Source organism: Kribbella sp. WER1 (assembly GCF_054189145.1).
In genome coordinates this window covers 530,107-556,214 of the sequence record NZ_CM135186.1, presented here as the reverse complement: position 1 = coordinate 556,214, position 26,108 = coordinate 530,107, and the positions used below count along the sequence as shown (strand labels likewise).

Here is a 26,108-nt window from a genome sequence, read left to right as displayed (position 1 = left end):
GCAGCTCGACGGTCGCGGTCCGTGGTTCCTGTTCGGTCAGTGTCACCGACGCTCCTGGGTGGATTCGGTCCGCCGGGCGAGCCGCTGGAGCATCGCGTTGTAGGCGTCGTGCGAGTCGTCGAGGCCGCTGTCCAGGTGCCGGTCGATCCGGCGCGCGGCCCGGCCGTCCTGGATCGCCCACTGCAGCGCGAGCACCACGACCACGATCAGCAGCGGGATCTCGCTGCCCGCCCAGGCGATCCCGCCCGCGACGTGCTGGGTGGCGGCGAGGTCGCGTTTCCACGGCAGCTCGAGGTGGTCGTAGAACGACTGGCCGACGACCGCGCCGTCCGACATCAGGATCACGCCGAAGAATGCGTGGAACGGCATCGCGCCGAGCAGTACGGCGAGCTTCGCCAGCGACGGCAGCTGGTGCGGCGTCCGGTCGACGCCGATCACGAGCCCGAAGTACAGGCAGCCGACGATCAGGAAGTGCGCGTTCATCAGTTGGTGGGCCCAATGGAACTTCATCAGGGTCCCGAAGGCGTCGGTCAGGTACAACGCGTAGTACGAACCGATGTAGACGGTGAAGACGAACAACGGATGGTACAAAGCCTGCAGCGGCCGGGAGTGCAGGACGGCGAGGATCCACTCGTGCGGCCCGACCTGCGAGTCCTTGGCCGGGAGCGCCCGCAGCGCGAGCGTGATCGGGCCGCCGAGGACCAGCGGGATCGGCGCGAGCATGCTCAGCGCCATGTGCACGGCCATATGAACGGCGACGTCGGCGCCGGAGTACTTCCCGAGGCCGGAGCTGGTGACCACGATGATGATCACCCAGCCGAGCGTCCACGCGATCGTCCGCGCCACCGGCCAGCGCTCACCCTGTCGCGCGAGCCGCCGGACGCCGGCCAGATACCCGCCGATTGCGACCACCGCGACCGTGACGAAGAGCAGGTTCGGCCGCCACTGCCCGGCGAGCGACCCGAACCCGGGCGGGACCAACAGGTCGAACCCGAAGAAGATCTGACTGATCGACGTCGGGACGAAGAACTGCGGCGGCGGGATCCGCGTCATCGCGAGCCCGGCCGCGACGAACCCCGCCGTACCGCCCGCCAGCAGCACCGCACCGCTGATGACCCGCTCCCGGTGCACCGCGACGAGACCGCCGCCGACCACGGCGAGCGCCACGAACTGCGCGAGGCTCAACCACCCGGTCGCGCTCGCGAACGGCGACGACCCGGCCAGCTTGAACCAGATCAGGATGCCCTCGGTGGCCACGAGTACGCCGAGCAACGTGAACGCCGTGCCGCGCCAGTGCACCCGGTCGAGGGCGCGGAGCCGCCGCCCGGTCGCGACCCGCAGTACCTGGACGACTGCCAACCCGAGCAGGACCTGACCGGCGACCGTCTGGAAGATGCCCGCGTCGCTGCCGAAGTCGTGCCGCGGTCCGACCAGGATCTGTCCGGTGACGACCGGCGCCAGCGATCCGGCCAGCGCGGCCCACAGTGCGACGGCGTACCCGATCCACCGGGCGCTCAGCACGCAGGTGACCAGCACCACGACCGCGGCGGCGAACGCCACCATCCAGGACCGCCCGGCGTCACCCGAGAACAGCGCGAACCGGAGCGCCGTCGGGTCGGCGAGCTTACCGAGCGAGTACCCGTTCGAGTCGGCGGAGTCGAGCAGGATCAGCAGCCCCGAGCTGATCACCCAGGCGACCGCGGCCCGGCGTACGACGATCGGCTCGAACCACTCGGCCACGTCCAGCTGCCGCCGCGACGCTTTGCCCTGGACAGGCTTGGCCTTTCCCGCGAACAGGGCGGACGCCAGGGCGCCGACGGTGACCAGCGACGAGAGATCCGCCACAGCCCGGACGAGCGTCGCGATCAGCCCGGTCACCCGGCCGGGGTCGTCGCGGGCGATCGGCAGATAGCTGTCCGGACCCATCAGCGCCGTCGCCACCAGCGGTACGGCGACGGCCAGCACGCCGAGTAGAACGACGTACCGGATCAGCCACGGCCGGTGGCGTGTCGGTGCCACGTCTCTCCAGATCTGTTGCGATTGCCTTGTACCCCCAACTCTTGAGTACGAAGGAGGCCGCCGAACAGTTCCCGGAACTTCGGGCCGGTCGGCGGAGTTGACAGTTCGGAGTTGACAGTACGGTCACTATCGCGAGGAAGGTCCCGCCTCGATGTCGCACGGAATGCTGCCCTTTGGTCAGGCGGTCGCGTTGACGGTCGTCTTCGCGGCGTCCGGGCTGTACTGCCTGTGGCGGGTCGCGTCCGGCCGCGGCCGGGGGATCGAGACGGTCGTGGACGTGAACCACATCCTGATGAGCCCGGCGATGCTGCTGATGCTGTGGCTACCGTCGACGACCGCCGTCGTCTGGGTACAGATCGCGCTGTTCGCGGGGCTGGCGGTGGTGTTCTTCCGCCACCTGTCCATCTCGGACGGCGTCGTCGCCCGCACCGGCGCGCTGCTACACGGTGGGATGAACCTCGGCATGGTGTGGATGCTGGCCGTCGGACTCGTGGGCGTGTCCGGGATGGCGGGCATGGCCGGGATGTCAGGCATGAGCCATGGGCACACCTGGACGGGGTTGCTGAGCTGGTCGGTGGTCGGGCTGCTGACGCTCTCGGCGGCGTGGTGGTTCGGCCGCATGGTCCAGACCGTCGGCCACCGCGTCTTGTGCTGCTGCCACGGCCTCACCACCGGCGGCATGGCGGCGATGCTCGCTCTGATGACGCCTGCGCTCTAGCCCGGTAGCTCGACCACGCGGTCGGTGACGGCGGCCAGCAGGTCGCGGTCGTGGGAGATCGCCAGGACGCCGATGTCGTGCGCTGCGGCGTGGTCGAGGAGCAGGTGCCAGATCTGGGCCTGGGTGAGCGCGTCGACGCTGGCGGTGATCTCGTCGGCGATCAGGTACCGCGGTCGTGCGAGAAGTGCCCGGGCGAGGTTGACGCGTTGGAGTTCCCCGCCGCTGATCTCGTGCGGGAAGCGGTCGTGCCAGGCCGGGCACACCAGGTCCGGATCGAGGCCGTCGATCGTTGCCTCGTCCGCGCCGCTCTCGGCGAGGATGTCGCGGACCTTCCAGGACGGGTTGAACGCCCGCTCGGGATGCTGGAGCACCAGCTGCACCAGGTTGGGTCCGGTACGCCGCGACGCACCTGTGAGCCGGCCGCGGTCCGGGCGGAGCAGGCCGGCGAGGAGGCGGCCGATCGTGCTCTTGCCGACGCCGCTCGGTCCCGCGAGTCCGGCCGTCTCACCCGGCTCGACGGTCACCGAGAAGTCCCGCACCACCCACGGCGTCCGGTCCGAGTACCGGAACCACACCCCGTCCGCGCTCAGCACGACGACACCTCGAACCCGTTCGCCGGCAGTGCCTTCCACAACGCCCGGGTGTACGGATGCATCAGCCGCCCCTCGACGAACGCGGCCGGCTCCGTGCATTCGACCGTCCGCCCGTCCTGACAGATCACCACCTGGTCCGCGATCTCCAGCGCTCCCCGAAGCTCATGCGTGATCAGTACAACCGCACGCCCGTCGTCGGCCAACTCCCGCAGATCCCCGAGTACGGCGGCCACGTCGGCCGCGGGCAGCCCCGGCGTCGGCTCGTCCGCGATCACCAGCTCCGGATCGCCGAACAGCGCCATAGTCACCAGAACCCGCCGTACCATCCCGCCCGACAACTCGTGCGAATACCGCCGCAACACCTCGACGCCCAGGCCGCGGGCCTCCAACGCGGCAGCCGCCGCCTGCCGGGCGTCGGTCCGGCCGGCCAGCCGCGCGGAACGCCGTACCTGTCGGCCGACCGTGGCCAGCGGGTCCAGGTAGTCGACCGATTGCGGCAGGAAGGCGATGTCGCGCTGCGGGGAGTCGTAGGTGATGGTGCCGGACAGCGAGGCGTTGGGCGGGAGGATCCCCAGGACCGCGTGCGCCAGCAGGGTCTTGCCGGCGCCGGACGCGCCAACGAGGGCGACGACCTGGCCCCGGTCGGCGGTGAGGTTCATGCCGTCGAGCGCAACCAGTTCGCGGCGCCGCAGGCCGCGGGTGTACTGCGTGAACGTGACGCGCAGGTCCTCGATGGTCAGGAGTGGGGTCACAGGTGATGACTCCTCGGGTCGAGCAGCGCGCGGGTGTTCTCGCCGATCGCGTCGACGAGCTTGACGACGACCAGCAAGCAGAGCCCGGGCAGGACGGCGAGCCACCACGCGCCGGCCGACAGGAACCGCATGGATTCGGCCAGCAGGACGCCGATGGACGGCTCCGCCGGATCGACGCCGAGGCCGAGGAAAGACAGGGCTGCTTCGTGCAGGATCGCGTGCGGGAACAGCAGCACGGTCCCGACCAGGAAATGCCCGAGCAGTTGCGGTACGACGTGCCGCCGGGCGATCCACCACCGTCCGCGCCCGAGCTGCCGCGACAGCGCGACGTAGTCCGACGACACCACCTGCCGGGCGTGACCGCGCAGTACCCGGGTCAGCGACGGCCAGTGCGTCACCGCGACGGCGATGATCACCGCACGGGTCCCACCGCCGAGTGCGAACGCGAGCAGGATCAGCAGCACCAGGTGGGGGAGCGCGAGGAACAGGTCGACCAGCCAGGTGATGGCCCGGTCCACGACTCGCCCGCCGACCGCGGCCGCGCACGCCATGAGTACGGCGAACACGCCGGAGATCACCGCGGCGCTGACCCCGACGACGAGACTGAGCCGAAGTCCGGACAGGACCCGCGCGAACATGTCCCGCCCCAGCCGGTCGGTGCCGAAGACGTGCTGCCAGGACGGGCTGAGGTTCCGCCCGGACAGGTGCGTGGTGCCGGCTGCGTCGACCGACATGGTCCCGGCGACGACGACCGTGACGACGACAACGAGCGAGACGGCGATGAACGCGACGGTACGGCGTCTGCGGTCGGTCAGTACGGCGGCAACGGTTGTCATCGGACCACCTGGGTCCGCGGATCGAGCCAGGTGTGGAGCGCATCGCCGAGCTGGTTGCCGACGTACACGAACACGGTCGTGAACAACGCGATCGCGAGCAGCAACGGGACGTCCTGCCCGAGGGCGGCGGCGGTGGTCGCGGCGCCGAGGCCCGGGTACGAGAACACCTGCTCTGCCAGCACCGAACCGCCGAAGAGCTCACCGAGCGAACTGAACTGCAGCAGCAGCGCCGGACCAGCGGCGTTCCGCAGCACGCGGTGGAAGACGAGACCGAGCGTGCGCTCGCCCTGTGTGCGGGCGAACGTGACGTAGTCGCTCGCCATCGCGACCGCGACCGCCTGCCGGGTGTGCAGCGTGACCGGTGCGATCCCGACGAGGCTCAGGGTCAATGCCGGAAGCAACAAGTGGTGGAGCCGATCGAAGAGGCTGACGTCACCGGCGACTGTTCCGACCGGTACGGCGCAGCACAGCGGCGTCCACTGCAACGAAACCGAGAACACGTACAGCAGCAGGAGCCCGACCCAGAACGTCGGCGCCGACGCGAGCGTGTACGCCCACCAGGTGATGACGCGATCCGCCCACCGCCCACGCCGTACCCCCGCGACCAGGCCGAGGGCGAACCCGACGACGCCGGACAGGAGCCAGGCGACCGCCATCAACGCGATGCTGGTCAGGAACTTGCCGGCGATCACGTCGGCGACCGGCTGGTTGAAGGTGTGCGACTGCCCGAGGTCTCCGCGGACGAGGTGCCCCAGCCAGGTCCCGAACCGTTGCAGCGGCGGATCGTCGAGGCCCCACCGCTCGACGATCCGTGCCCGCTGCTCCGGCCCGATCGCCGCGATGTCGCCACCGACGTACGCGGCGACCGGGTCGACCGGCGACGCCGACATCAGCGCGAACGCCGCCGCGGCGACCGCGACCAGCAGGACGGCCAACCGCCCGGCCCGCCCCGCAAGCCAGGCCAGCACTCGTACCGAGCGTCCGGCCCGCTCCGTCGTCAGCAGGTCCAGCGCCACTGGGTGATCCCGGCAGTGATCGGCCAGCCGTGCCCGTGCGGCTCGATCTGCGGCTTTCCGATGTCCAGGCAGTCGCTGACGAAGTACGTGTGCTGCAGGTTCACCAGCCAGGCCCAGGCGGCGTCGCCGGACGGCCCGAAACCGTTGCCGCCGGCATCCTTCTGGGCAAGCTTCCAGTACTTCGTTGCCTGTTCCGGATCGGTCGCCGCGAGCGCCGCGTCGAGGTTCCGCTGGACGACCGGGTTCGCGTAGTAGCCCGGGTTCCAGTACTCGACGCCGGCCTCGGCGGTGGAGTACAGGTGGTACATCTCGGCCGGGTCCTGGCTGCCCCAGCCGAACAGCACCGCGTCCGCGTGCAGCCGCTTGTCGATGACGTCCCAGCTCACGCCCTTCGCGGTGATCCGGATCCCGATCGGCTTGACCATGTCGGCGACGCTGAGCGCCAGCCCTTGCCGGATCGAGTCGTCCGCCGGGTACAGGACCGTGAACGCGGCCTTGATCCCGGCCTTCTCCCGGACGCCGTCGCCGTCGGTGTCCTTCCAGCCACCCGCGTCCAGCAGCGCCTTCGCCCGGTCCGGGTCGTTGCCCTTGATCGCCGACGACGGCTCGAACCAGGGCAGTGCGTCGACCGGACCGGTTGCCGGCGTACCGAAGCCCTCGAGGACGCCGTCCACCAGTGCCTGCCGGTCGACGACCTGGTTGATTGCCTGCCGGATCGCCTTGTCCGACGTCACGTTGTTACCGATCGGCAGCCCGTCGGCGGTCTTCATGCCGGTGTCCGGGACGTACGGGAAGACCATGCCGCGGTTGTCCACCGACTGCACCGGCACCAGCCGCATCCCCGGTACGGAGGTTTTCGCCAGGCTCGACGGTACGGCGGCCATCGACGTCTGTCCGGCCTTCGCCGCGGCGAGCGACGCGTCCTCCTTGGTGAACGTGAACACGATCCGCTCGAACGCCGGCTTCGGGCCGTAATAGCTCTCGTTCCGGCGAACGATCAGCTGCTGGCCCTCGTCCCACTGGACGAACGTGAACGGACCGGACCCGACCGGATGCCGCGCATAGTCCTTGCCGTGGGCATGTTTCGGTACGATCCCGAGCGACACCAGCCGGTTCACGAAGGTGCTCTGCGGCCGCTTCAGGCGCAGCTCGACCGTGTCGTTGTCGACCGCAACGGCCGTCGCGAGCGCGGTCACGTCGGTCAGCCCGCCGCTCTTGCTCGCGGTCGTGAACGTGTACGCGACGTCCTCCGCCGTCACCGGCGTACCGTCGCCGAACTTCGCGTCGGTCCGGAGGTCGACCGTCCAGGTCAGGCCGTCGGCGCTCACCGAGTGCCGGGTCGCGAGATCGTTGACGATCTTCAGGTCCGCGTCCCGCTTCAGCAGCGTCGACTGGAACAACGGCGAGCCGTACCGTCCCCAGCCGAGCGTCGGGTCGTACCCGTCCGCCGACTCGCCGCCGATCGCCAGCCGGAGCTCCTTCGGCGTACCGCCGGCACTTTCGTCGACACCGGCGGAGCATGCCACCGCCCCTACGCCGAACAGCATTGCGACCAGCACGGCACACGACTTCCTCAGCCCAAGCAGCACGTCACCCCTCCACGCCTCACATGCGACTCGATCGCAACAGACGTCAGGCAACCTACGTTGCCGCAGGCCCGGTTCGCAACTGATCCGTCAGCGAACGGACGGCGAGCGTCAGGAGCCGGCGAGCTCGTCGGCGGCCGGTTTCGCGCCGCAGGAGGCGCGGATGACCAGGCGGGGGCGGAGGTGGATCTGGTGGACCGGGAGGGCGTCGCCGAGGCTGAGGCGCTGCAGCAGGACCTGGACGGCGAGCTGGCCGAGCTGGTAGCGCGGTGGCGAGACCGCGGTCATCGGTACCTCGGCGACGTCGACGAACTCGTTGTCGTAGGCAATGATGGCGAAGTCGTCCGGGACCGCGAGGCCGGCCCGGCGGGCGGCGCCGAGGATCAGGGAGGCCTCGCGGTCGCCGAAGCACAGCGCGGCGGTGATCCCGCGGGAGCGGAACAGTGCGACGGTCTCGTCGGCGCGCCGGGTGGTCCAGTCCAGTAGCCGCTGCGGGTCGTGGCGGGTGAGGCCGAAGTCAGCGATCGCCCGGTCGAAGCCGGAAGTGATCGGCGGCGTGGTCGGCGCCTCCGCGCGGACGGCCAGGCCGATGTCGCGGTGCCCGAGGTCGTGCAGATGCCGTACGGCGTCGTACGCGCCGCCCTCGTGGTCCGTACAGACGTGCTCCATCGCGTCGCCGGGTCCGAGCGCGGCGAGCCGGCGTTCGACGAAGACCACCGGCACCGGGAGGTCGAGCAGTTCGGCGACCCGGGCGCGCGGGTCGGCGAGCGCGTGCAGCGACGGGACGAGCAGCAGCCCGTCGACACCCGCGTCGAGCAGGCCGTTGATCGCGGTGTCCTCGGCGTCCGGGTCGTAGTGCGAGCACGCGAGGACGAGTCGCGCGTTGGCCTGGAACAGCGCCTTCTCGATGCCCTGGAGCACACGCGGGTAGTACAGCGCCGTGTCCGGTACAAGGACGCCGATCACCTGTTGCCGCGCCTGCGCCCGGTGGTTCGTCGGCGCGACGAAGGTCCCGGCGCCCTGCCGCCGTACGACGAGGCCGTCGGCGGCGAGCTCCTGGTACGCGTGCCGGATCGTCGTGAGCGACAGGCCGGTCTCCGCGGCCAGCGCCTCCTCGGTCGGGAGCTTGCTGTCCGGAGGGTAGGTGTTGTCCAGGATCCGGTGCCGCAGCTCGCGGGCGAGCCGGCGGAACTTCAGCTCGCGCGACGACTGGGGGACTGGCTGCACCGAGTCATGATCACACGCCGAAAAGGCAGGAATGAAGGAGGAATCGATCTCGTCGGCACAACGGCGCCGGAATCAGTCTTGATTCCTCTTCCGGGACCGCCGCACCGTCTCTCCAAGTCGATCCCCCGACTGGAGAGGACCACCCCATGAAATCACCGATCGCCGGCCGGATCACCGCGACCTGCACGGCCGTGACCCTCGCAGCGGCCGCCCTGGCGGGCTGCGGTTCGAGTGCGGGAGGCGGGTCGAGCGCCGCGAAGGAGCTCACCTACTGGTCGATGTGGAAGGACGGAGAGCCGCAGCAGACCGCGCTGAAGGCGTCGATCGCCGAGTTCACCCAGCAGACCGGCATCAAGGTGAACGTCCAGTGGCAGGGCCGCGACGTACTGACCAAGCTGCAGCCGACGCTGATGAACAGCCCGGCCGCCGACCTGATCGACAACCCGTACAACAACGTGAAGTCGAAGATCCCGGCCGGTGGCGCCGAGGACCTGAGCGGCGTCCTGGACCAGAAGGTGTCCGGTGAGGACAAGACCGTCGGGCAGGTGATCCCGCAGGACCTGCAGAAGCTGGCAGCCGTCGACGGCAAGCACCCGATGCTGCCGTACGTGATCACCTGCAACAGCATCTGGTACAACGGCGCGCGGTTCCCCGAGCTGACGAAGACGCCGCCGGCCACCTGGCAGGCGTTCCAGCAGCTGGTCGGCAAGCAGAAGCTGGCCCTCGACGCGGACATCCCCGGCTACAACGCGTCGTGGTACATCAGCCTCGTCGTCGCGAAGCTCGGCGTCGGCTCGTTCCACGCCGCGGCGGCCGACAAGACCGGCGCGACCTGGGACAAGCCGCAGTACGCCGCGGCCGCCGCGCAGGTCGAGCAGCTGGCCAAGGGCGGGTACTTCGCGGACGGGTACAACGCGAGCAAGTTCCCCGCGATGCAGCAGAAGTGGGCGACGAACAAGGCCGACTTCATCCTGATGGGTTCCTGGCTGCCGAGCGAGGCGAAGACGTACGCCGCCGAAGGATTCCAGTACCGCACGTTCAACTTCCCGGCCGACGGAGCCGCGAGTACGCCGGTCGCGTGCCAGCCGTCCGGGTGGGTCGTACCGGCGAAGGCGAAGCACAAGCCGGCCGCCGAGCAACTGGTCGCGTTCCTGTACGGCAAGAAGCAGATGCAGTCGTACGAGGACGCCACCTCCTCGCTGATGGCCCGCGAGGACGTCACGGTGGCACCGGCCGCCGCGGACATCGCCGCACTGGTGAAGAAGAACGGCACCTACATGAACGCCGACGGCGTCACCGCGGACTTCTCCGACTGGTGGACGAAGGTGTTCCTGCCGCTCGACGACCAGCTGGTGACCGGCAAGCTCTCGGCGGCCGACTTCGTCGGCAAGCTGAAGTCGCAGAGCGCCGACTTCTGGAAGCGCGGCCAGTGACGGCCGTCGCCGGCACGGGAGCGGCGGTCGTGAGCCGGGCCGCCCAGCGCCGGAAGGGGAGCGCGCTGCAGCGCCAGCGGCGGCGGCTGTACGTGCCGTTCGTGGCGCCGGCGCTCGCGCTGTACGCGATCTTCCTGCTGGTCCCGGTCGCCGCGACCGTCTGGATCAGCCTGCACAAGTGGCCCGGGTACGGCCCGATGGAGTGGGCCGGGGCGAAGAACTACCGCTACATGTTCGGCGACCCGGTGTTCCAGCAGGCGTTCAAGAACACGCTGTTGCTGCTGATCGGCGGCGGCGTCGCGACGTTCGCGATCAGCTTCGGGCTGACGATGCTGCTGCGCGACCTCGCCGGGCGGTCGACGGTGCGGTCGGTGATCTTCTTCCCGAACATCGTGCCGGCGCTGGTGCTGTCGATCCTGTGGGGCTTCCTGTTCCAGGCGGACGGCCTGGTGAACAAGGTGCTGCGGGCGATCGGCGTCCAGCATCCGCCCGCGTGGCTGGCGCAGGACCACCAGTACGCGATGATCCTGCTCGGGCTGGTGTGGATCAGCACCGGCTTCTACACGACGGTGATCATGGCCGCGGTCGACCGGATCCCGCCGTACCTGTACGAGGACTGTCTGCTCGCCGGGGCGAACTCCTGGCAGCGGTTCCGGCACGTGACGCTGCCGCTGTCCTGGGACGTGATCGGCGTCTGCTCGGTGCTGTGGACGATCAACTCGATCAAGACGTTCGAGTTCATCCTCGCGATGGCCGGGTCCGCGAGCGGGCTGCCGAGCACGCGGACCTGGACGGTGTCGCTGTACGCGTACGCGACCGCGTTCGCGGCGGACGGTGTACCGAGCTACGGCCTGGCCGCTGCCGACGCGATCTTCACCCTCGGCCTGGTGGCCGTGCTCGTCGTCCTGATCCGGCGCGTGATGCGCCGTGACGCCATCCAGTTCTGACCAGTTCTGACCAGTCTGAGAACGGACCGCCATGAGTACTCTGACCCATTTCCTGCGACGTCCGCCGCGCCCGACCCAGGCGGGTGCGATCCAGCGCTTCCTCGGTGCCCCGCTCGCCTGGGCACTGGTGGTGTTCGATCTCGCCGTCCTGGTCTGGATCCTGCTCAACTCGGTGAAGTCGACCCGCGAACTGCTGGACGCGCCGTGGTCGTTGCCGAAGGCCCTGAACTGGGAGAACTTCGGCCGCGCGTGGTCCACCGGGAACTTCGGCCCGGCCGCGGTGAACTCCGTCGTCCTGGTCGCCGGCACCGCGGCGGCGACCGTCCTGCTCGCGGCACCGGCCGGGTACGCGCTGAGCCGGCTCGGCGCCCGGAGCGCGGGCGCGACGACCTCGCTGTTCGCGATCGGCCTCGGCGTCCCGGCGCAGGCGATCTTCCTCCCGCTGTACGCCGTGATGAGTCACCTCGGGCTGGTGAACAGCCTGTGGGGGCTCTGGCTGCTCTACACCGCGACGTCGATGCCGTTCGCGGTGTTCTTCCTGACCGGGTTCTTCCGGTCGCTGCCGATCGAGCTCGAGGAGGCGGCGGCGCTCGACGGCGCGAGTCCGCTGGACACGTTCGCCCGGATCATGCTGCCGGTCTGCCGCAGCGGCATCGTCACGCTGGTGCTGCTGAACGTGATCGGGCACTGGGGCGAGACGTTCTTCGCGCTGGTGTTCATCCACGACCAGCAGCTCCAGACGTTGCCGTTGGCAATGCTCGGGTTCCTGCAGCAGATGCAGTACAACGGCGCGGACTGGGGCGGCATGTTCGCCGGGATCGCGATCGTCGTGCTGCCGCTGGTCGGGCTGTACCTGTGGCTGGGCCGCCGGATCATCGAGGGCATGACCCTCGGGTCGGACAAGTAGATGGACCCGTTGCTTGTACGCCGAACGGTGCTGCTCGCGATGAACCCGGACGTCCGGGCGCTCGCGTTCCCACCCGACCTGCTCGACCGGCTCCGGCGTACCGTCGACGTGCTGGACGTGGTCGCGACCGACTTCGGCGATCCCGAGGTCCGCAAGGCGCTCGCGTCCACGGACATCCTGATCACCGGCTGGGGATGTCCGCGGATCGACGCCGGCGTACTCGCGGACGCGCCCCGGCTCACCGCGGTCCTGCATGCCGCCGGGAGCGTGAAGGGGCACGTCGGGCCGGAGGTGTGGGAGCGGGGGATCGCGGTGTCCTCGGCGGCCGCGGCGAACGCCGTACCGGTGGCCGAGTTCACGGTCGGCGCGATCCGGCTGGCCGGGAAGAAGGCGTTCCAGCTCGCCGCCCGCTATCGCGACAGCGGGCACGAAGACCACACGCTCGATCCGGCGATGGGCAACGTCGGGCGGACCGTCGGCATCGTCGGCGCCTCCCGGATCGGGCGGCTGGTCCTGCAGATGCTGGCAGGTTCGCCGTACCGGCTGCTCGTCAGCGATCCGTTCCTGTCGCCGGACGGTGCCGCCGGGCTCGGGGCGGAGCTGGTCGAGCTCGAGACCTTGCTCGGGTGCAGCGACATCGTCTCGCTGCATGCGCCCGCGCTGCCCGAGACCCGGCATCTGCTCGACGGCCGGCGGCTGTCGTCGATGCGTGACGGCGCCGTCCTCGTCAACACCGCCCGCGGTTCGCTCGTCGACACCGACGCCCTGGCCGCGGAGTGCGCGCAGGGGCGGCTGTACGCCGTCCTCGACGTGACGGACCCGGAGCCGCTGCCACCACATCATCCGCTGCTCGCCCTGCCGAACGTCCAGGTCACACCGCACGTGGCCGGCGCGATGGGCAGCGAGATCCGGCTGCTCGGCGAGTACGTCGCCGGCGAGGTCGAACGCCTCGTCCGTGGCGAGCCGTTGGCCGGCCGGATCACCGCGGGGGACCTTCCGCAGATCGCGTGACCAAAGGAGTGCACGATGACAATCGCACGTCGTACCGTACTCGGCGGCCTGGGCGTGTTGGGCCTCGCCGCTGCCGTCGGCCGGGCCATGCCCGCGTCGGCTGCCGACCTGCCGGACTTCGCCACGCTGCGGGAGCGGTGGGTCGACCTGATCACCGGCCGGCAGGGCATCGACGCGAGTGATCCCGACTTCACCGGACGCCTGGCCGCGATGGACAACGCGGTCGCCGCCAACCGGGCGAAGCTGGCCAGCCCGGCCGGCACCCGGTCCAGCGTGTTCACCAACGTGCCGTTCGGCACCAGCCCGAACCTGACCACGACGTACCGGCAGTTGGAACAGATGGCGACCGCGTACGTCACGCCGGGCTCGGCCTGGTACGGCGACGCCGGGGTGCTCGCGGACGCCGTGGCCGGTCTGGACGACGCGAACCGGATCTTCTACAACGACACGATGGCCGAGTTCGGCAACTGGTGGGACTGGGAGATCGGGGCCTCCAAGTCGCTGGCCAACAGCATGGTGCTGCTGAACTCCGAGCTCACCGCCGACCAGCTGACCCGGTACGCCGCCGCGATCGACCACTTCCTCCCGGACCCGTGGTCGTCGCGGCCCGGGCAGCCGAACGAGACCGTGTCGACCGGGGCGAACCGGGTCGACCAGTGCCAGGCCGTGATCGTGCGCGCGATCGCGCAGCCGGACCAGGCGCGACTGGCGCATGCCCGTGACGGGCTCTCGGTGACCTGGGAGTACGTGACGACGGGCGACGGGTTCTACCGGGACGGGTCGTTCATCCAGCACGGCACGATCGCCTACACCGGCACGTACGGCGGTGTCCTGCTGCGCGGGCTCAGCCTGCTGTTCGCATTGCTCGCCGGGAGCACGGTCGACGTCGACTCGACGCGCAGCGCGCTGTACGCGACGGTGGACGAGTCGTTCGCGCCGGTGATCTACGACTGCCAGATGCTCGACTCGGTCCGCGGGCGGGCCGTGTCGCGGACGCAGGAGCGGAGCCACGACGACGCGTACATCATCATCGAGGCGATGCTGACGCTCGCCAAGGGCGTCGACGCCGCGACCGCCGCGCGCTGGCGTGGGCTGTGTGCGGGATGGATCGCGCGCGACACCTACGGCAGCATCCGGGCGAGCGCCGGGCTGGCGCGGCTCGCGCTGCTGAAGGACCTGTCCGGCGTCGCGCCGGCGGCCGAACCGGTCGGGCACAAGCTGTTCACGAGCATGGACCGGGCCGTCCATCGCCGTGACGGGTGGGCGCTCGCGATCAGCATGGCCAGCGAGCGGATCACCTGGTACGAGTGCGGCAACGGCGAGAACAACCGCGGGTACTTCAGCGGCAGCGGGATGACGTACCTGTACGACCGCGACAACGGGCAGTTCGACGACAGCTTCTGGCCGACGGTCGATCGCTACCGCCTCCCCGGTACGACGGTCGACACGACGCCGCTGCCGGACAAGGTCGCGGGGGAGTGGGGCGCGGGTCTGCCGGTCGCGGCCTGGGTCGGCGGCGCGGTGCTCGGCGAGGACGCCGCGATCGGGCAGCACCTGCTCGGGCCGGGCGGGACCGGACTGACGGCGCTCAAGTCGTGGTTCTGCTTCGGCGACCTGATCGTTGCGCTGGGCACCGACATTCGCAGTACCAGCGGGAACCGGGTCGAGACCGTCGTCGAGAACCGCAACCTGCACGCGGGCGGTACCGCGGCGGTACTGGTCGACGGGCGGACGGCTGTCGCGGACCCAGGGTCGTCAGCGAGCGTGGCGGCGCGCTGGGTGCACGTGGACGGCGTTGGTGGGTACATCTTCCCGGGCAGCGCCGAGGTGAACCTGAAGCGAGAGGACCGGACCGGTAGCTGGCGAGACGTGAACCTGGGCGGTCCGACGGATCCGATCACCCGCCGGTTCGTCACGCTCTGGCTGGATCACGGCACGAGCGCGGCGCAGTACGCGTACGTGCTGGCGCCGGGTGCTGACGCGGCGCAGACCGCCCGGCTGGCGCAGGCGTCGCCGGTGCAGATTGTTGACAATAGGAATGTCGTCCAAGCCGCCGGCCGCGGCGGTCTCGTCGGCGCGAACTTCTGGGCGGCGGGATCGGTGGCACTCCAGAAGACGTCGTTGATTGTCGACAATCCTTGTGCCGTCGTACTGCGCTGGACGGGGAACAGGCTGGACGTGGCGGTGTCCGACCCGACGCAGCACACTGCCGCGGTCGAGCTGGTCCTGGACCAAGCCGGCTGGTCCACGATCAGCAAGGACCCGACGATCACCGTCGCCGGGCCGCGGAAGGACAAGCTGCGCTTGGTCGTCGCCACGGATGGCACGTACGGCGCGAGCCATCGAGCGAGCTTCGTACGGAACTGACCTTCAGCGGCGCCGACCGGCTGGACCGGTCGGCGCCGCTCGGTCACTTCCAGGGATCGTTGCAGCGGGCAAGCTCTTCGCGGAGCGCCGCGCGCAGGGCCGCGACCTCGTCCGGACGCTCGGCGGCGACGTTCTGCTGCTGGTACGGATCCTCGACGAGGTCGTAGAGGTGCAACTGCTCGGTGCCGTCACCGGCGCGTTGGACGACAAAGGTCCGGTCGAGCGTCCGCAGCCCGCGGGTGTCCTCCGTGGTGTCTTCGAAGCCACCGGCCGGGCGAAGGTAGAGCGCCCGCTCCGGCCGGTCGCCCGGTTCGCCGCGGACCACGGCGGAGAGGTTCCGGCCCTGCATCTCGTCCGGTACCGCGGCGCCGAGCAGGCCGAGCAGTGTCGGTGCGATGTCGGGCGCGCTGAGCAACAGGTCGTCGGTGCGGGCCGGTACCTGGCCGGGCCAGCGCAGGATGAACGGGACGACCAGTGACTCGTCGTACCAGACGTTCTTGAACATCAGGCCGTGGCTGCCGAGCTGCATTCCGTGGTCGGACGTGAAGACGACGATCGTGTTGTCGTCCAGCCCTTCCGCCGTGAGGGCGTCGAGCAGCCGGCCGATCTGCTCGTCGACCCCGGTCATCGCGGCGAAGTACTGCGGGGCGACGGTCGCGGCCTCGTCCGATCCGGCCGGCACGTTCGGACGGACCAGCAGGTCGCGGTCGCGGTACTCGTCCAGGTAGCGGGACGGCACGGTGTCGAACGGCTGATGCGGCGGGTTGTACGACATCGTCAACGCGAACGGCGCCCCGTCCTCGCGGTACCGCCGGGCCGCGTCCCGGAGGAAGCCGAGCGCGACGTCGGTCTCGTGTTCGGGCGACCAGGCGTCGACCCGGGTCGGTGCCTCGCGCGGCGCGGCGTCGGCCCAGTAGTGCGGGTGCAGGTGGTCGTCGCAGCAGCCGTGCGAGTACCAGAAGTCGAACCCGTGGCGGCGCTCCGGCGGCGTGTACGCGTCCCACACGCACCCTTCGCGGACCCCTTCGCCGTAGATCGCGTCGTCGTCGGTGGGCGGGTCCAGATGCCACTTCCCGACGTACCCGAGGTAGTACCCGTCCGCGTGCAGCACGTCCGACCAGCACGTGAGGTCCGCGCGCAGCCCGACGCCCAGAGGCGCGGTCAGCGAGTTGACGTTCAGCGGTACGCCGTTGCCGAACGGGTACCGCCCCGACATCAGCATCGCGCGATACGGGCTGCACACCGGGTAGTTGCTGATCGCGTTCGTCAGCACGACCGAGTCCGCCGCGAGCGCGTCGAGGTGCGGCGTCCGCACGGGATCCTGCCCGCGGAAGCCGAACGCGCTGCTGCGCCACTGATCGGCCAGCACGAACAACAGATTCGGTCTCTGCACGGTGGGTCCTCTCGGGGTACGGCTCTCGGGATACGGCACGAGCCCTCACGGTCCGGTGCCGCGGGGAAAGGAATCAAGCAGCAATCCGCTCCTGCGACTTGGTTGCATCTGAGAAGCGAAAGGCGTTAACTGGCCGTTCGTGAGGCGAATGGAGGTGACCGGTCGCGAGTGGACCTCGGTCGGCGGTATGGCGGCGTTCGTACTGCTGCTGCACCTGGCCGGTTGGGGCGTGCTGGCGCTGATCGTGGCGCCGCGGCACTACCTGCTCGGGTCGGCCGGCGTGTTCGGGGTCGGGCTCGGCGTGACGGCGTACACGCTCGGGATGCGGCACGCGTTCGACGCCGACCACATCGCCGCGATCGACAACACCACCCGGAAGCTGATGGCGGACGGACGGCGGCCGTTGTCGGTCGGGTTCTGGTTCTCGCTCGGGCACTCGACCGTGGTGTTCACGCTGTGCTTCCTGCTCGGCATCGGCGTCCGTACCCTGGCCGGCCAGGTCACCAACGACTCGTCCCGGCTGCAGCAGGTCACCGGTGTGATCGGTACGGCGGTCTCCGGCGTGTTCCTGTACCTCATCGCCGCGTTGAACCTCGCCGTACTGGTCGGGGTGATCAAGGTGTTCCGGCGGATGCGCACCGGCGCGTACGACGAGGCGACGCTCGAGCAGCACCTGAACAACCGCGGCTTCATGAACCGGATCCTGTCCGGCGTCACCAAGGCGGTGACCCGGCCGTGGCAGATGTACCCGATCGGCTTCCTGTTCGGTCTCGGGTTCGACACCGCGACCGAGGTCAGCCTGCTGGTGCTCGCCGGTGGTGCCGCGGCGTTCAGTCTTCCGTGGTACGCCGTACTCACGCTGCCGATCCTGTTCGCGGCGGGGATGAGCCTGCTCGACACCATCGACGGCTGCCTGATGAACTTCGCCTACGGCTGGGCGTTCGCGAAGCCGGTGCGCAAGGTCTACTACAACATCACGATCACCGGCCTCTCGGTCGCGGTCGCGCTGGTGATCGGCAGCATCGAGCTGATCTCGATCCTGACCGAGAAGCTGCACATCGACCACGGCCCACTGGCGGCGATCGCCGCCGTGGACCTGAACAACGTCGGCTACGCGATCGTCGCGCTGTTCGTCCTGACCTGGGTGGGCGCACATGCCATCTGGAAGTACGCCCACATCGAGGAGAAGTGGTCAGGCGGTACTCAGTAGGTTCGCCAGATCGGTCCGGGCCCGGGCCACGCGGGAGCGGACGGTGCCGATCGGGCAGCCGAGGCGGGTGGCGGTCTGGGCGTAGGGGACGCCGGCGAGCTGGGTGAGGACGAAGACCTCGCGGCGGTCGACGGGGAGAGCGTCGAGGAGTTCGGCCAGCGCGATCCGGTCCTCGAAGCCGGGCAGGTCGCGCGGTTGCGACTGCTCGGCCGCGAACTGCCAGTCCTGCTGGGAGATGCGTGGGCGCGCCGCCTTCCGGCGCAGATCGTCGGCGACGGTACGCCGGGCGATCGCGAGCAGCCAGGTCCGCGCCGGCGAGCGGCCCTCGAACCGGTGCAGGCTCTTGAGCGCCCGCAGGAACGTCTCCTGGGTGAGGTCGTCGGCGGCGTGCGGATCCGCCGACAGGTGCGCGACGTACCGGCGTACGTCGCGGTGTACAGCGCGGACGAAGGCGTCGAGGGCCTCGAGGTCGCCCGAGCGGGCGGCCAGGGCGAGGCGGGTCGACGTCTCGTCCGGATCGTGGAACAGGGCAGTAGCCATGTCTGTACGTCCTTCGGAAAGTCCAAGATCCGGCGTGGCGGGAAGTCCCGCGGTACGCCGGTGAGCGGTGGGTCTAGACAGCGACTCCGCGCGGTGGACCTCTGGACGTGATGGCGTGGACGAGCAGCAGCTCCCGCAACGGTGCGGGGGAGTACGCCGGCGGCTGATGCGGCGTGACGTGCCGGCAGACGACCAGCCGGAGCGGGGACAGGATCCGCACAGCGAGTGATCGCAGGACCGAGAACGCCGCGCGCTCGCCGTACGCGAGCCACAGACCGCACAACACCGCGGCCGCCGCGTGCGCGCCGAACATGCCGGCCGGCGTACCGCCGTGCATGTGCCCCATCGGCGTCATCGTCTGCGCGAGCGTGAACACGACATGCAGCGCACCCTGCGCCACCAGCGTGCAGACGACGACGAACGGTACGCCGCGCTCGCGGTCGGCGAGGATCCATCCGGTGACGCCGATCCAGCCGAAACCCATCGGCAGCGCCCACCACGGAAGCATCGCGCCGGACATCAGCACGTGGCCGAGACCGGCGAGCAGCACGCAGGTGGCCGCGAACATCGTGGCGCGCGCGGCGCGGAACCCCGGGCTCTGGTGCATGGCCGCACCATCCTCGCATTCGCCGTGCTGTGCGCCACACCACACCTGTCGCCGGGAACCGCCCGGTCCGCGGAACCGACTCCTACGACGGAGAGGAGCGGACGTGAACGCAGTACTGGAGGCACCGCCGGCCGTCGAACAGGAGCCGCGCAAGCGGGGGACGGGCCTGTTCCGGGCGTTCTGGCGGTGGCACTTCTACGCCAGCTTCCTGGTCGTACCGGTGCTGCTGATCCTGGCGACGACCGGGTTGATCTACCTGTTCCGGTTCCAGCTCGAGCCGATGCTGCACGCCGACCTGATGAAGGTCGACCAGCCCGCCGGCCTGGTGGCGCAGCCGTACGAGTCGCAGCTGGCGGAGGTACGGGCGGCGTACCCGGGAGACCGGGTCGTGTCGATGACCGAGCCGTCCACGCCGAACCGGTCGACGGTGTTCTCGGTCGACACGGCCGCGGGTCCGCGGGACGTGTTCGTGGACCCGTACGAAGGCAAGGTCCTCGGCGCGCTGAACCCGGACCGCACGCTCTCCGGCGTCGCGATCCTCCTGCACGGCGAGCTGATGGCCGGCCGTTGGGGTGACGCCGTGATCGAGATCGCCGCCTGCTGGGCGATCGTGATGGCGCTGACCGGCTACTACCTGTTCGTCCGCGGCCGGGTGGCGCGGGCGCGCCGCCGGGCGGCCGGTGCGGCGGGCGCCGTACTGCGTTCGCGGCACGGCCGGACCGGTGCGGTACTCGGCGTCGGGCTGTTGTTCCTGGTCGTCTCGGGTCTGCCGTGGACCGGCGTGTGGGGCGCGAAGACCCAGGAGCTCGCGACGAACAACGGTACGTCGTTCTGGGCCGAGGACCCGGGCGCGTTGTCGAACCCGACCTCGAAGCTCGACGAGTCGCTGCCGCACAGCCACACGGTGCCGTGGGCGCTCGGCAAGAGCGAGGTGCCGCGGTCCGACCCGGCGAACCGGACGGCCTCGGTCGCGACCGTCGACACCGCCGTCGAGGTCGGCCGCCGCAACGGGCTGCGCAGCCCGATGACGATCGCGCTGCCCGCCGACCGCGAGGGCGTGTTCTCGGCGATCGGGTACGCGTTCCACGACCCCGGCCAGGAACGCACGCTGCACGTCGACCAGTACGGCGGGCGCGTGGTGTCGACGTACGGCTATCGCGACTATCCGGTGCTGGCGAAGGTGGTGGCGCAGGGGATCGCGCTGCACGAGGGACGCCGGGGCAGCGTGGTGAACTTCTGGGCGACGACGGCGTTCTGCGCGGGCGTGATCTTCCTGTGCGTAACCGGTCCGTTGATGTGGTGGCGCCGGCGGCCGAAAGGCAAGGCCCTCGGTGCCCCGCGCGGGCGGTTGCCGCTGCGGGCGACACCGGGGCTGGCCGTGCTGGTCGTTGCCCTGGGCCTCTTCTTGCCTCTCTTCGGCCTGACGTTGCTCGCCGTGCTGTTGCTCGACCAGCTGGTACTTCGCCGGGTCGCCGGGCTGCGGGCGTGGTTCAACGTCAGTTCGCCGCGAGGATGAACCGCGACGACCGTCCGGCCTGGTTGACGTAGCCGCGGCGCTGGTAGAACTCGTGCGCCTCACTGCGGAAGTCCGAGCTGGTGACCTCGAACCGTACGCAGCCGTGCCGGACCGCGAACGACTCCGCCGCCGTCATCAGCTCACCCGCCACACCTTGGCGGCGGGCGTCCTCGGCGACGACCAGCGCCACGATCCGGCCGGAGAACCCGGGCAGCTGGATGAATGGCTCGACGTGCACCGCGACTAGTCCGCGAAGGTTGCCGTTGGCATCGTCCACGTAGACGGCGCTGGTCGGATCGCCCGCCCAGAAGCGGATCCGGGCGGCGGTCGCGGCGACGTCGTCCTGCGGGTATCCGAGCTGCGCGAACAGCTCGTTGACCGTTGCGCTGTCGGTGGGACGGGCCGGCCGGATCATCCGATCGGGCAATCGAAATAGGTGTCCGGGTACGGCTCGTCGCGGAGCGTGTAGTGCCACCACTCGCACGCGTACCGCTCGAACCCAGCGGACTCCATCACCGACGCCAGCGTCTCCCGGTTCCGCGCCTCGCCCGCGTTGATACCGGTCGCCCCGTGGTGCGAGATCGAGTCCATCAGGTCGTGGTCGCCGCCCATCCGGGCCAGCTCGCCGGTGCCCAGGTGGTACAGCGTGAGGTCGACGGTGCTGCCGCGGCTGTGTCCCGACCGGGTCGCGACGTATCCCTGGGTGAACATCTCGGCGCGCTCGATGTTCGGGTAGTGCCGCGGTTTGGTCCGGCCGTCCTCGGGTTGCTCGGACCAGCGGAGGAAGTTGTCGACGGCCCGCTGCGGGCGGTACCCGTCCCAGAGCAGCAGGCCGAACCCGAGCGGCTCGGCGTTGCGCTGGGCGCGTTCGAGGGCGGCGCACAGGGCGCGGGTGCCGACGATCCGGTTCGCCTGGTAGCCGTCCACCGGTTTGCCGGTGAAGTTGTCCCAGGTCGCGTACTTCGCGTCCCACCGGATCCCGGCCGCGAACTCGTCGACGTACACGAGCTCTGCCGTCACCGCGGACTCCCCGACAGCGTGGTGGTGATCAGCCCGTCGACGACCTTGCCGAGCGGCAGGCCGGCGGCGGTCATCATCCGCGGATACCGGCTGTACGACGTGAGGCCCGGGAAGGTGTTGACCTCGTTCAGGACCACCGAGCCGTCCTCCTTGAGGAACAGGTCGACGCGGGCGAGCCCGGTACACCCCAGCGCCCGGTAGATGGCCTTCGCCGTCTCCTGCACGAGCGACCGGGACTCGGCCGGGATGTCGGCGGGGACGATCGGCGTCGAGTTCTCCGAACCGCTCTCCGGGGTGTCCTCCTGGTGGATCTTGAAGAACCCGTGCGAGAGTGCGATGTGGTCGACCTCGCCGACGGTCAGCTCCGGGTCGTTGCCGAGGATCGCGCACCCGACCTCGCTGGCGACGACGGCCTCCTCGATCAGGACCTTCCCGTCGTACTGAGCGGCCGTCTCGATCGCGCCGGCCAGCTCGTCCTTGGCGTTCACCTTGCTGACGCCGAACGACGAACCCGACCGGGCCGGCTTCACGAACACCGGGTACTCGAACTGCTCCGGGTCGACGGTCTCCTTGGCGCCGACGATCCAGAACTTCGGCGTCGGGATGCCCGCGCTCTGCACGACGAGGTACGTCAGCGTCTTGTCCATGCACAGCACCGAGCTCTGGATGTCGCAGCCGGCGTACGGGATGCCGGACAGCTCGAGCAGGCCCTGGATCGCGCCGTCCTCGCCGCGCTTGCCGTGCAGGACCGGCAGGATCACGTCCAGGTTGACGGTCCGGTACTGGCCTTGGCGGATCCGCGAGCCGAGGCGGTCGGCCTCCAGGACCAGCAGGCCGCGCACGCTGCTGTCCGGGGACAGGACGACGGGGCTGCCGCTCTCCCAGTCGGTGTCCGGGCCGTCGCAGAGCTTCCAGGCGCCGCTCTGCGAGATGCCGATGTAGTACGGCTCGTACTTGTCGGTGTCGAGGGCCGCCGCGACCTGGCGGGCGGACTTCACCGAGACACCGTGTTCCTCGGACACGCCGCCGAACAGGATTCCGACCTTCAACTTACCCATGGTGTTTCCCGCTTTCGAAGTTCAGGCAATTGACAAGAGAGTTCTCGACCATGTCCTGGAGGGCACGGTCGGTGTAATAGGCGGTGTGCGGACTGATCAGGACCGTCGGCAGGACCTGCAATCGCAGCAGCAGCGAGCTTTTGACCGGACGATTGCTGTGGTCGGCGTAGAAGATTCCTTCCTCGCCTTCCAGAACGTCGAGTGCGGCGCCGCCGAGCCGTCCGTCCTCGAGAGCTGTCGCCAGCGCCTCGGTGTCGATCAGTGCGCCACGTCCGGTGTTCACGACGAAAGCACCGGGCGGCAATTGCGCGAGACGTTCCTTGTCGAGCAGGTGATGCGTTTCCGGAGTCAGCGGAGTGTGCAACGTGACGATGTCGCTCTGCTCGAGCAATTCGTCCAGGAGGACGTAGTCGGCCGATGTCTTCGGGGTCGTGTCGAAGGCGAGTACGCGGCAGCCGAAGCCGCGCAGCCGATCCAGGACCGCGGCGCCGATCCGGCCGGTACCGACGACGCCGACGGTCAGATCGCGCAGCTCGCGGCCGCGGACGGGGTACAGCCGGTAGTCGTGGAGGTCGGTGCGCCGGACGACGGATTTCGCGTTCCGGACCGCCATCAGCATCAGCATCAGCGTGTAGTCGGCGACGCTGTCGGGGGAGTAGGAGACATTTCCCACCTCGATTCCGACGCTTTCGGCGAACGGCAGGTCGAGATGGTTGTAGCCGATGCTCCGGGTGGACACGTATTCGACGCCGAGGCGGCTGAGGGCGTGCAATGTCTCGTTGGACACGCGGGTCTTGTGGCCGATGCTGATGCAACGATTCCCGGTGGCGAGCTCGGCGGTTTCCCCGGTGACGGCGGCCGCGGTGATCGTCGGCAGTACGCCGAGCCGGGGCGCCAGTTCACGGAACAGGATCGCCTCGTCGGGCTCGCAGCCGAAGACGGTGATTCCCGGTTTCATGCCTCCCAGTCAAGAAGAGACGGCGTTGCGAGCGCGTATCCGGTTTTTCATATGCGGACGACATGTCCACCAGCGGTACGACGCGAGCGCCGCGAGGCCGGCGCCGACGGTGTTCAGCAGGACGTCGTCCACCGACGACACGCGGTCGAGCCGGAAGACGTACTGCGAGATCTCGATCCCCAGCGAGCAGCAGGCCGCGATCAGCACGACCCGCCGGAACCCGATGGCGAATCGGAGCGGGAGGAAGAAGCCGAGCACGGCGAACAGCAGCAGATTGCCGATGATCTGCGGCGGGTCCATGCTCAGCAGGTCGCGGAACGGGACCAGGCTGACCCGTTCGGGCACCTGGCCGGCGTGGCTGCCGGGGAGCAGGGTCATCCAGATCAGCGGCAGCGTCCAGTAGACGATCGCGACCTCGGCAACCGCGGCGCGCAGGCCCCGTCGACGCGCGCGCAGCCACAGGACGACGACGGCGACGGGCAGCAGGAGCACGGCCAGTAAGACGACTCCGGTGAACGTGCCCGACCAGAAGCGCAGGCCGCTCGGGTGCATCCGGCCAGTAAACCAGAATCCCGTGTTGCCCGGGCGTATCGGATTTTCGATAGGTGGACGATATGTCAGCGTCGCCGGCGCATGTACAGGTCGAACGCCCGGTACGTCAGCGGCCGCAGCGGCAGGTCCCACTCGCCGACGTACCGCACGGCCTGTCCGCCGGTGCCGACCTTGAACTGGACCAGCCCGACGTAGGAGTCGTCGGCGTCGAGCGTCGGGGTGATGCCGCGCAGGCTGTAGACCTCGCACCCGGCCGCGAGCGCGTCCCGGATCATCGCCCACTGGCAGGCGTTCGACCCGCGGACGTCGCGCTTCTCGGTCGCGGAGGCGCCGTACGAGTACCACGCCTGGGTGCCGACCCGGATCATGATCGCGGCGGCGACCAGGTCGCCCTCGTGGTGCGCGAGGTACAGCCGGATCCGGTCCGGGTCCTCGGCGCGGAGCGCGTCGTACATGGTCTCGAAGTACCGTAGCGGCCGTGGTGTGAAGTGGTCGCGCTCGGCGGTGTGGACGTACAGCGCGTGGAACGCCTCGAGGTCGTCGCCGACCGTGACCTCGACGCCGGACTTCGCCGCCTTCTTGATGTTGCGCCGCCACTGCTGGTTCATGCCCCGCCGTACGTCGTCCTCGGAGCCGCGGAGCGGGAGCTCGAACGTGTACTGCGGATGCCCGGTGCCGAACCCGTCGACCGGGTTCTGCGGGAGCCAGCCGGCCGCGCGCAACTGCTTCGTCACCTGGGCGCCGGGCGCCTCCACGCTCGGCAGGTCGGTGAGCCGCCGGACGCCGGGGTCCGCGATGCCGTCCTTGACCTGCGCGGCCGTCCACGTGTCGGTGCGGACCGGCGGACCGAGCCGGATCGCGAACGCGCCGTTCGCCTTGAGGTACGTCGCCAGCGGATCGAGCCACCGGTCGAGCGGGCCGGTCCAGTCGATGACCGGTCCTTCGGCGAGGTACGCGAGCGTGACGCGGTCCAGCCGGGGGACCGGGCGGTGCAGGACGAGCCCGGCGCCGACGAGCCGCCGGCCGTCGTACCAGCCGAGGGACTCGCTGCGCCACTCGGTCTTCACCTGCGCCCAGGCCGGCGTCTGCAGGAAGCTGACCGAGGGTTGCGCTTGGACGAAGGCCAGATGCTCGGCGGCGCTGATCGGCGCGACGGTGAGCGTCACCGTTGCATCCTCGGGTCGTGCGTCGGGTCGGCGTACCGGGGCGGGCAGCCGTGCTCGACCGCCTCCGGGCGGAGCTCGTAGTGCCACGGCTCGTTGTCGTAGATCTGGCACAGTCCGTACCCGGCACCGTGCTCGGCCAGCCACGCCGTCGCGTCCGAGCGCCCGATGTCGATCGCCTGGCCCTGGACGTGCGGCGAGTTCTGCGGCGTCGCCACCCAGCGCGCCGCCTCCTCCTGCGAGCCGTACCGCTCGATCGCGTCCGCGAGCAGCTTCTCCTGGTACGCCGGGGACCGCCAGCCGCTGTTCACGTAGAACACGACCCCGTCCCGCGCCGCGGCCGTCGCGGCCCGCCGGAGCGCGCCGAGCAGCTCGGGATCGAGGTTGACGACACCGGGAACCTTGTCGTCGAACACCGTGACGCCGTCCGGCACGGCTCCGTCCGCCTCGCCGAGCCCGCCGCGACCGACGGTCGGCAGCGAGGTCGCCAGGGACTGGTGGATGAACACGCTGATGATCGCCACGTTGGCGAGCAGGAAGGCCGCCCGGATCGTCGATCTGGTCGTCGATCGGGCGCGCCGGGTCGGTCGGCTGACGGTCATAGCACCCAGTGAAGGCGGGAGCGTGTTGCCGGCCGGTATCGGGTTTTGGATACGCGGACGATATGGACCGGCCCGTA

The 26,108-nt window shown here is 69.8% G+C and carries 25 protein-coding genes; 8 read left to right on the top strand and 17 right to left on the bottom strand.

Going from position 1 to position 26,108, the window contains the following annotated elements:
• Nucleotides 1–42 precede the first annotated feature (42 nt).
• The gene (locus tag ACXJJ3_RS02685; RefSeq protein ID WP_458168263.1) at nt 43–2,019 is read right to left on the bottom strand and encodes a cytochrome c oxidase assembly protein; all 1,977 of its coding nucleotides are present in this window, start codon (nt 2,017–2,019) and stop codon (nt 43–45) included.
• A 151-nt stretch (nt 2,020–2,170) separates the two neighbouring features.
• Between ACXJJ3_RS02685 and ACXJJ3_RS02680 the strand changes: the two genes are divergently transcribed.
• Nucleotides 2,171–2,737 (top strand): DUF5134 domain-containing protein, encoded by a 567-nt coding sequence (locus ACXJJ3_RS02680; protein ID WP_458168262.1) that lies wholly within the window; start codon nt 2,171–2,173, stop codon nt 2,735–2,737.
• Here the strand turns inward: ACXJJ3_RS02680 and ACXJJ3_RS02675 are convergent.
• From ACXJJ3_RS02675 to ACXJJ3_RS02650, 6 genes are all read right to left on the bottom strand, one after another.
• Complete coding sequence (locus ACXJJ3_RS02675; RefSeq protein WP_458168261.1) at nt 2,734–3,330, bottom strand: ABC transporter ATP-binding protein; 597 nt, start codon at nt 3,328–3,330, stop codon at nt 2,734–2,736. The two genes, ACXJJ3_RS02680 and ACXJJ3_RS02675, sit on opposite strands and share 4 nt — an antisense overlap.
• Complete coding sequence (locus ACXJJ3_RS02670; protein ID WP_458168259.1) at nt 3,324–4,082, bottom strand: ATP-binding cassette domain-containing protein; 759 nt, start codon at nt 4,080–4,082, stop codon at nt 3,324–3,326. The genes ACXJJ3_RS02675 and ACXJJ3_RS02670 overlap by 7 nt, the downstream gene beginning before the upstream one ends.
• Entirely contained in the window at nt 4,079–4,918 is an 840-nt protein-coding gene (locus ACXJJ3_RS02665) for an ABC transporter permease (RefSeq protein WP_458168258.1), read from the bottom strand. The genes ACXJJ3_RS02670 and ACXJJ3_RS02665 overlap by 4 nt, the downstream gene beginning before the upstream one ends.
• Nucleotides 4,915–5,934 carry an ABC transporter permease gene (locus ACXJJ3_RS02660; protein ID WP_458168257.1) on the bottom strand — a complete coding sequence of 340 codons (1,020 nt, stop codon included), beginning with the start codon at nt 5,932–5,934 and terminating at the stop codon, nt 4,915–4,917. Before ACXJJ3_RS02660 ends, ACXJJ3_RS02665 begins: the two co-directional genes overlap by 4 nt.
• Nucleotides 5,916–7,523, bottom strand: a complete 1,608-nt coding sequence (locus ACXJJ3_RS02655; RefSeq protein WP_458168256.1) for an ABC transporter substrate-binding protein — start codon at nt 7,521–7,523, stop codon at nt 5,916–5,918. The genes ACXJJ3_RS02660 and ACXJJ3_RS02655 overlap by 19 nt, the downstream gene beginning before the upstream one ends.
• A 108-nt stretch (nt 7,524–7,631) precedes the next feature.
• Complete coding sequence (locus ACXJJ3_RS02650) at nt 7,632–8,747, bottom strand: GntR family transcriptional regulator (RefSeq protein ID WP_458168255.1); 1,116 nt, start codon at nt 8,745–8,747, stop codon at nt 7,632–7,634.
• Between the two features lie 146 nt (nt 8,748–8,893).
• Between ACXJJ3_RS02650 and ACXJJ3_RS02645 the strand changes: the two genes are divergently transcribed.
• From ACXJJ3_RS02645 to ACXJJ3_RS02625, 5 genes are read left to right on the top strand one after another with little or no spacing between them, the layout of a single operon-like run.
• Complete coding sequence (locus ACXJJ3_RS02645) at nt 8,894–10,180, top strand: ABC transporter substrate-binding protein (RefSeq protein ID WP_458168254.1); 1,287 nt, start codon at nt 8,894–8,896, stop codon at nt 10,178–10,180.
• A 29-nt stretch (nt 10,181–10,209) separates the two neighbouring features.
• A complete protein-coding gene (locus ACXJJ3_RS02640; RefSeq protein WP_458168253.1) occupies nt 10,210–11,127 on the top strand; it encodes a carbohydrate ABC transporter permease in 918 nt (305 codons plus the stop codon).
• Nucleotides 11,128–11,158: 31 nt separating this feature from the next.
• The gene (locus tag ACXJJ3_RS02635) at nt 11,159–12,034 is read left to right on the top strand and encodes a carbohydrate ABC transporter permease (RefSeq protein ID WP_458168252.1); all 876 of its coding nucleotides are present in this window, start codon (nt 11,159–11,161) and stop codon (nt 12,032–12,034) included.
• Nucleotides 12,035–13,045 carry a hydroxyacid dehydrogenase gene (locus tag ACXJJ3_RS02630; RefSeq protein WP_458168251.1) on the top strand — a complete coding sequence of 337 codons (1,011 nt, stop codon included), beginning with the start codon at nt 12,035–12,037 and terminating at the stop codon, nt 13,043–13,045.
• A 15-nt stretch (nt 13,046–13,060) separates the two neighbouring features.
• A complete protein-coding gene (locus ACXJJ3_RS02625; protein WP_458168249.1) occupies nt 13,061–15,412 on the top strand; it encodes a polysaccharide lyase 8 family protein in 2,352 nt (783 codons plus the stop codon).
• Nucleotides 15,413–15,455: 43 nt separating this feature from the next.
• Here the strand turns inward: ACXJJ3_RS02625 and ACXJJ3_RS02620 are convergent, their stop codons facing one another.
• Complete coding sequence (locus ACXJJ3_RS02620) at nt 15,456–16,805, bottom strand: sulfatase-like hydrolase/transferase (protein WP_458168248.1); 1,350 nt, start codon at nt 16,803–16,805, stop codon at nt 15,456–15,458.
• 154 nt (nt 16,806–16,959) lie between these two features.
• Between ACXJJ3_RS02620 and nicT the strand changes: the two genes are divergently transcribed.
• Nucleotides 16,960–18,015: a Nickel transporter NicT gene (gene nicT / locus ACXJJ3_RS02615; RefSeq protein WP_458168247.1), complete on the top strand. Its 1,056-nt coding sequence runs from the start codon at nt 16,960–16,962 to the stop codon at nt 18,013–18,015.
• On the opposite strand, the gene ACXJJ3_RS02610 is transcribed toward nicT, so the two are convergent.
• Nucleotides 17,998–18,555 carry a sigma-70 family RNA polymerase sigma factor gene (locus tag ACXJJ3_RS02610; RefSeq protein ID WP_458168246.1) on the bottom strand — a complete coding sequence of 186 codons (558 nt, stop codon included), beginning with the start codon at nt 18,553–18,555 and terminating at the stop codon, nt 17,998–18,000. The genes nicT and ACXJJ3_RS02610 overlap by 18 nt on opposite strands.
• A 73-nt stretch (nt 18,556–18,628) precedes the next feature.
• Nucleotides 18,629–19,162, bottom strand: a complete 534-nt coding sequence (locus ACXJJ3_RS02605) for a hypothetical protein (protein ID WP_458168245.1) — start codon at nt 19,160–19,162, stop codon at nt 18,629–18,631.
• A 103-nt stretch (nt 19,163–19,265) separates the two neighbouring features.
• Between ACXJJ3_RS02605 and ACXJJ3_RS02600 the strand changes: the two genes are divergently transcribed.
• Nucleotides 19,266–20,678, top strand: coding sequence for a PepSY-associated TM helix domain-containing protein (locus tag ACXJJ3_RS02600; protein WP_458168244.1), 1,413 nt, complete (start codon nt 19,266–19,268; stop codon nt 20,676–20,678).
• On the opposite strand, the gene ACXJJ3_RS02595 is transcribed toward ACXJJ3_RS02600, so the two are convergent.
• The 7 genes from ACXJJ3_RS02595 to ACXJJ3_RS02565 form a co-directional block, all read right to left on the bottom strand.
• Entirely contained in the window at nt 20,659–21,093 is a 435-nt protein-coding gene (locus ACXJJ3_RS02595; RefSeq protein ID WP_458168242.1) for a GNAT family N-acetyltransferase, read from the bottom strand. The genes ACXJJ3_RS02600 and ACXJJ3_RS02595 overlap by 20 nt on opposite strands.
• Nucleotides 21,090–21,698 (bottom strand): D-Ala-D-Ala dipeptidase VanX, encoded by a 609-nt coding sequence (vanX, locus tag ACXJJ3_RS02590; protein WP_458168241.1) that lies wholly within the window; start codon nt 21,696–21,698, stop codon nt 21,090–21,092. Before vanX ends, ACXJJ3_RS02595 begins: the two co-directional genes overlap by 4 nt.
• Complete coding sequence (gene vanA / locus ACXJJ3_RS02585) at nt 21,695–22,756, bottom strand: D-alanine--(R)-lactate ligase (protein ID WP_458168240.1); 1,062 nt, start codon at nt 22,754–22,756, stop codon at nt 21,695–21,697. Before vanA ends, vanX begins: the two co-directional genes overlap by 4 nt.
• Nucleotides 22,749–23,714, bottom strand: a complete 966-nt coding sequence (locus ACXJJ3_RS02580; protein WP_458168239.1) for a D-isomer specific 2-hydroxyacid dehydrogenase family protein — start codon at nt 23,712–23,714, stop codon at nt 22,749–22,751. The genes vanA and ACXJJ3_RS02580 overlap by 8 nt, the downstream gene beginning before the upstream one ends.
• A 9-nt stretch (nt 23,715–23,723) precedes the next feature.
• Nucleotides 23,724–24,266: a VanZ family protein gene (locus ACXJJ3_RS02575; protein WP_458168238.1), complete on the bottom strand. Its 543-nt coding sequence runs from the start codon at nt 24,264–24,266 to the stop codon at nt 23,724–23,726.
• A 65-nt stretch (nt 24,267–24,331) separates the two neighbouring features.
• Nucleotides 24,332–25,432 carry a lipid II:glycine glycyltransferase FemX gene (locus ACXJJ3_RS02570; protein ID WP_458168236.1) on the bottom strand — a complete coding sequence of 367 codons (1,101 nt, stop codon included), beginning with the start codon at nt 25,430–25,432 and terminating at the stop codon, nt 24,332–24,334.
• Nucleotides 25,429–26,031, bottom strand: coding sequence for a M15 family metallopeptidase (locus tag ACXJJ3_RS02565; RefSeq protein WP_458168235.1), 603 nt, complete (start codon nt 26,029–26,031; stop codon nt 25,429–25,431). Before ACXJJ3_RS02565 ends, ACXJJ3_RS02570 begins: the two co-directional genes overlap by 4 nt.
• Between the last annotated feature and the right edge of the window lie 77 nt (nt 26,032–26,108).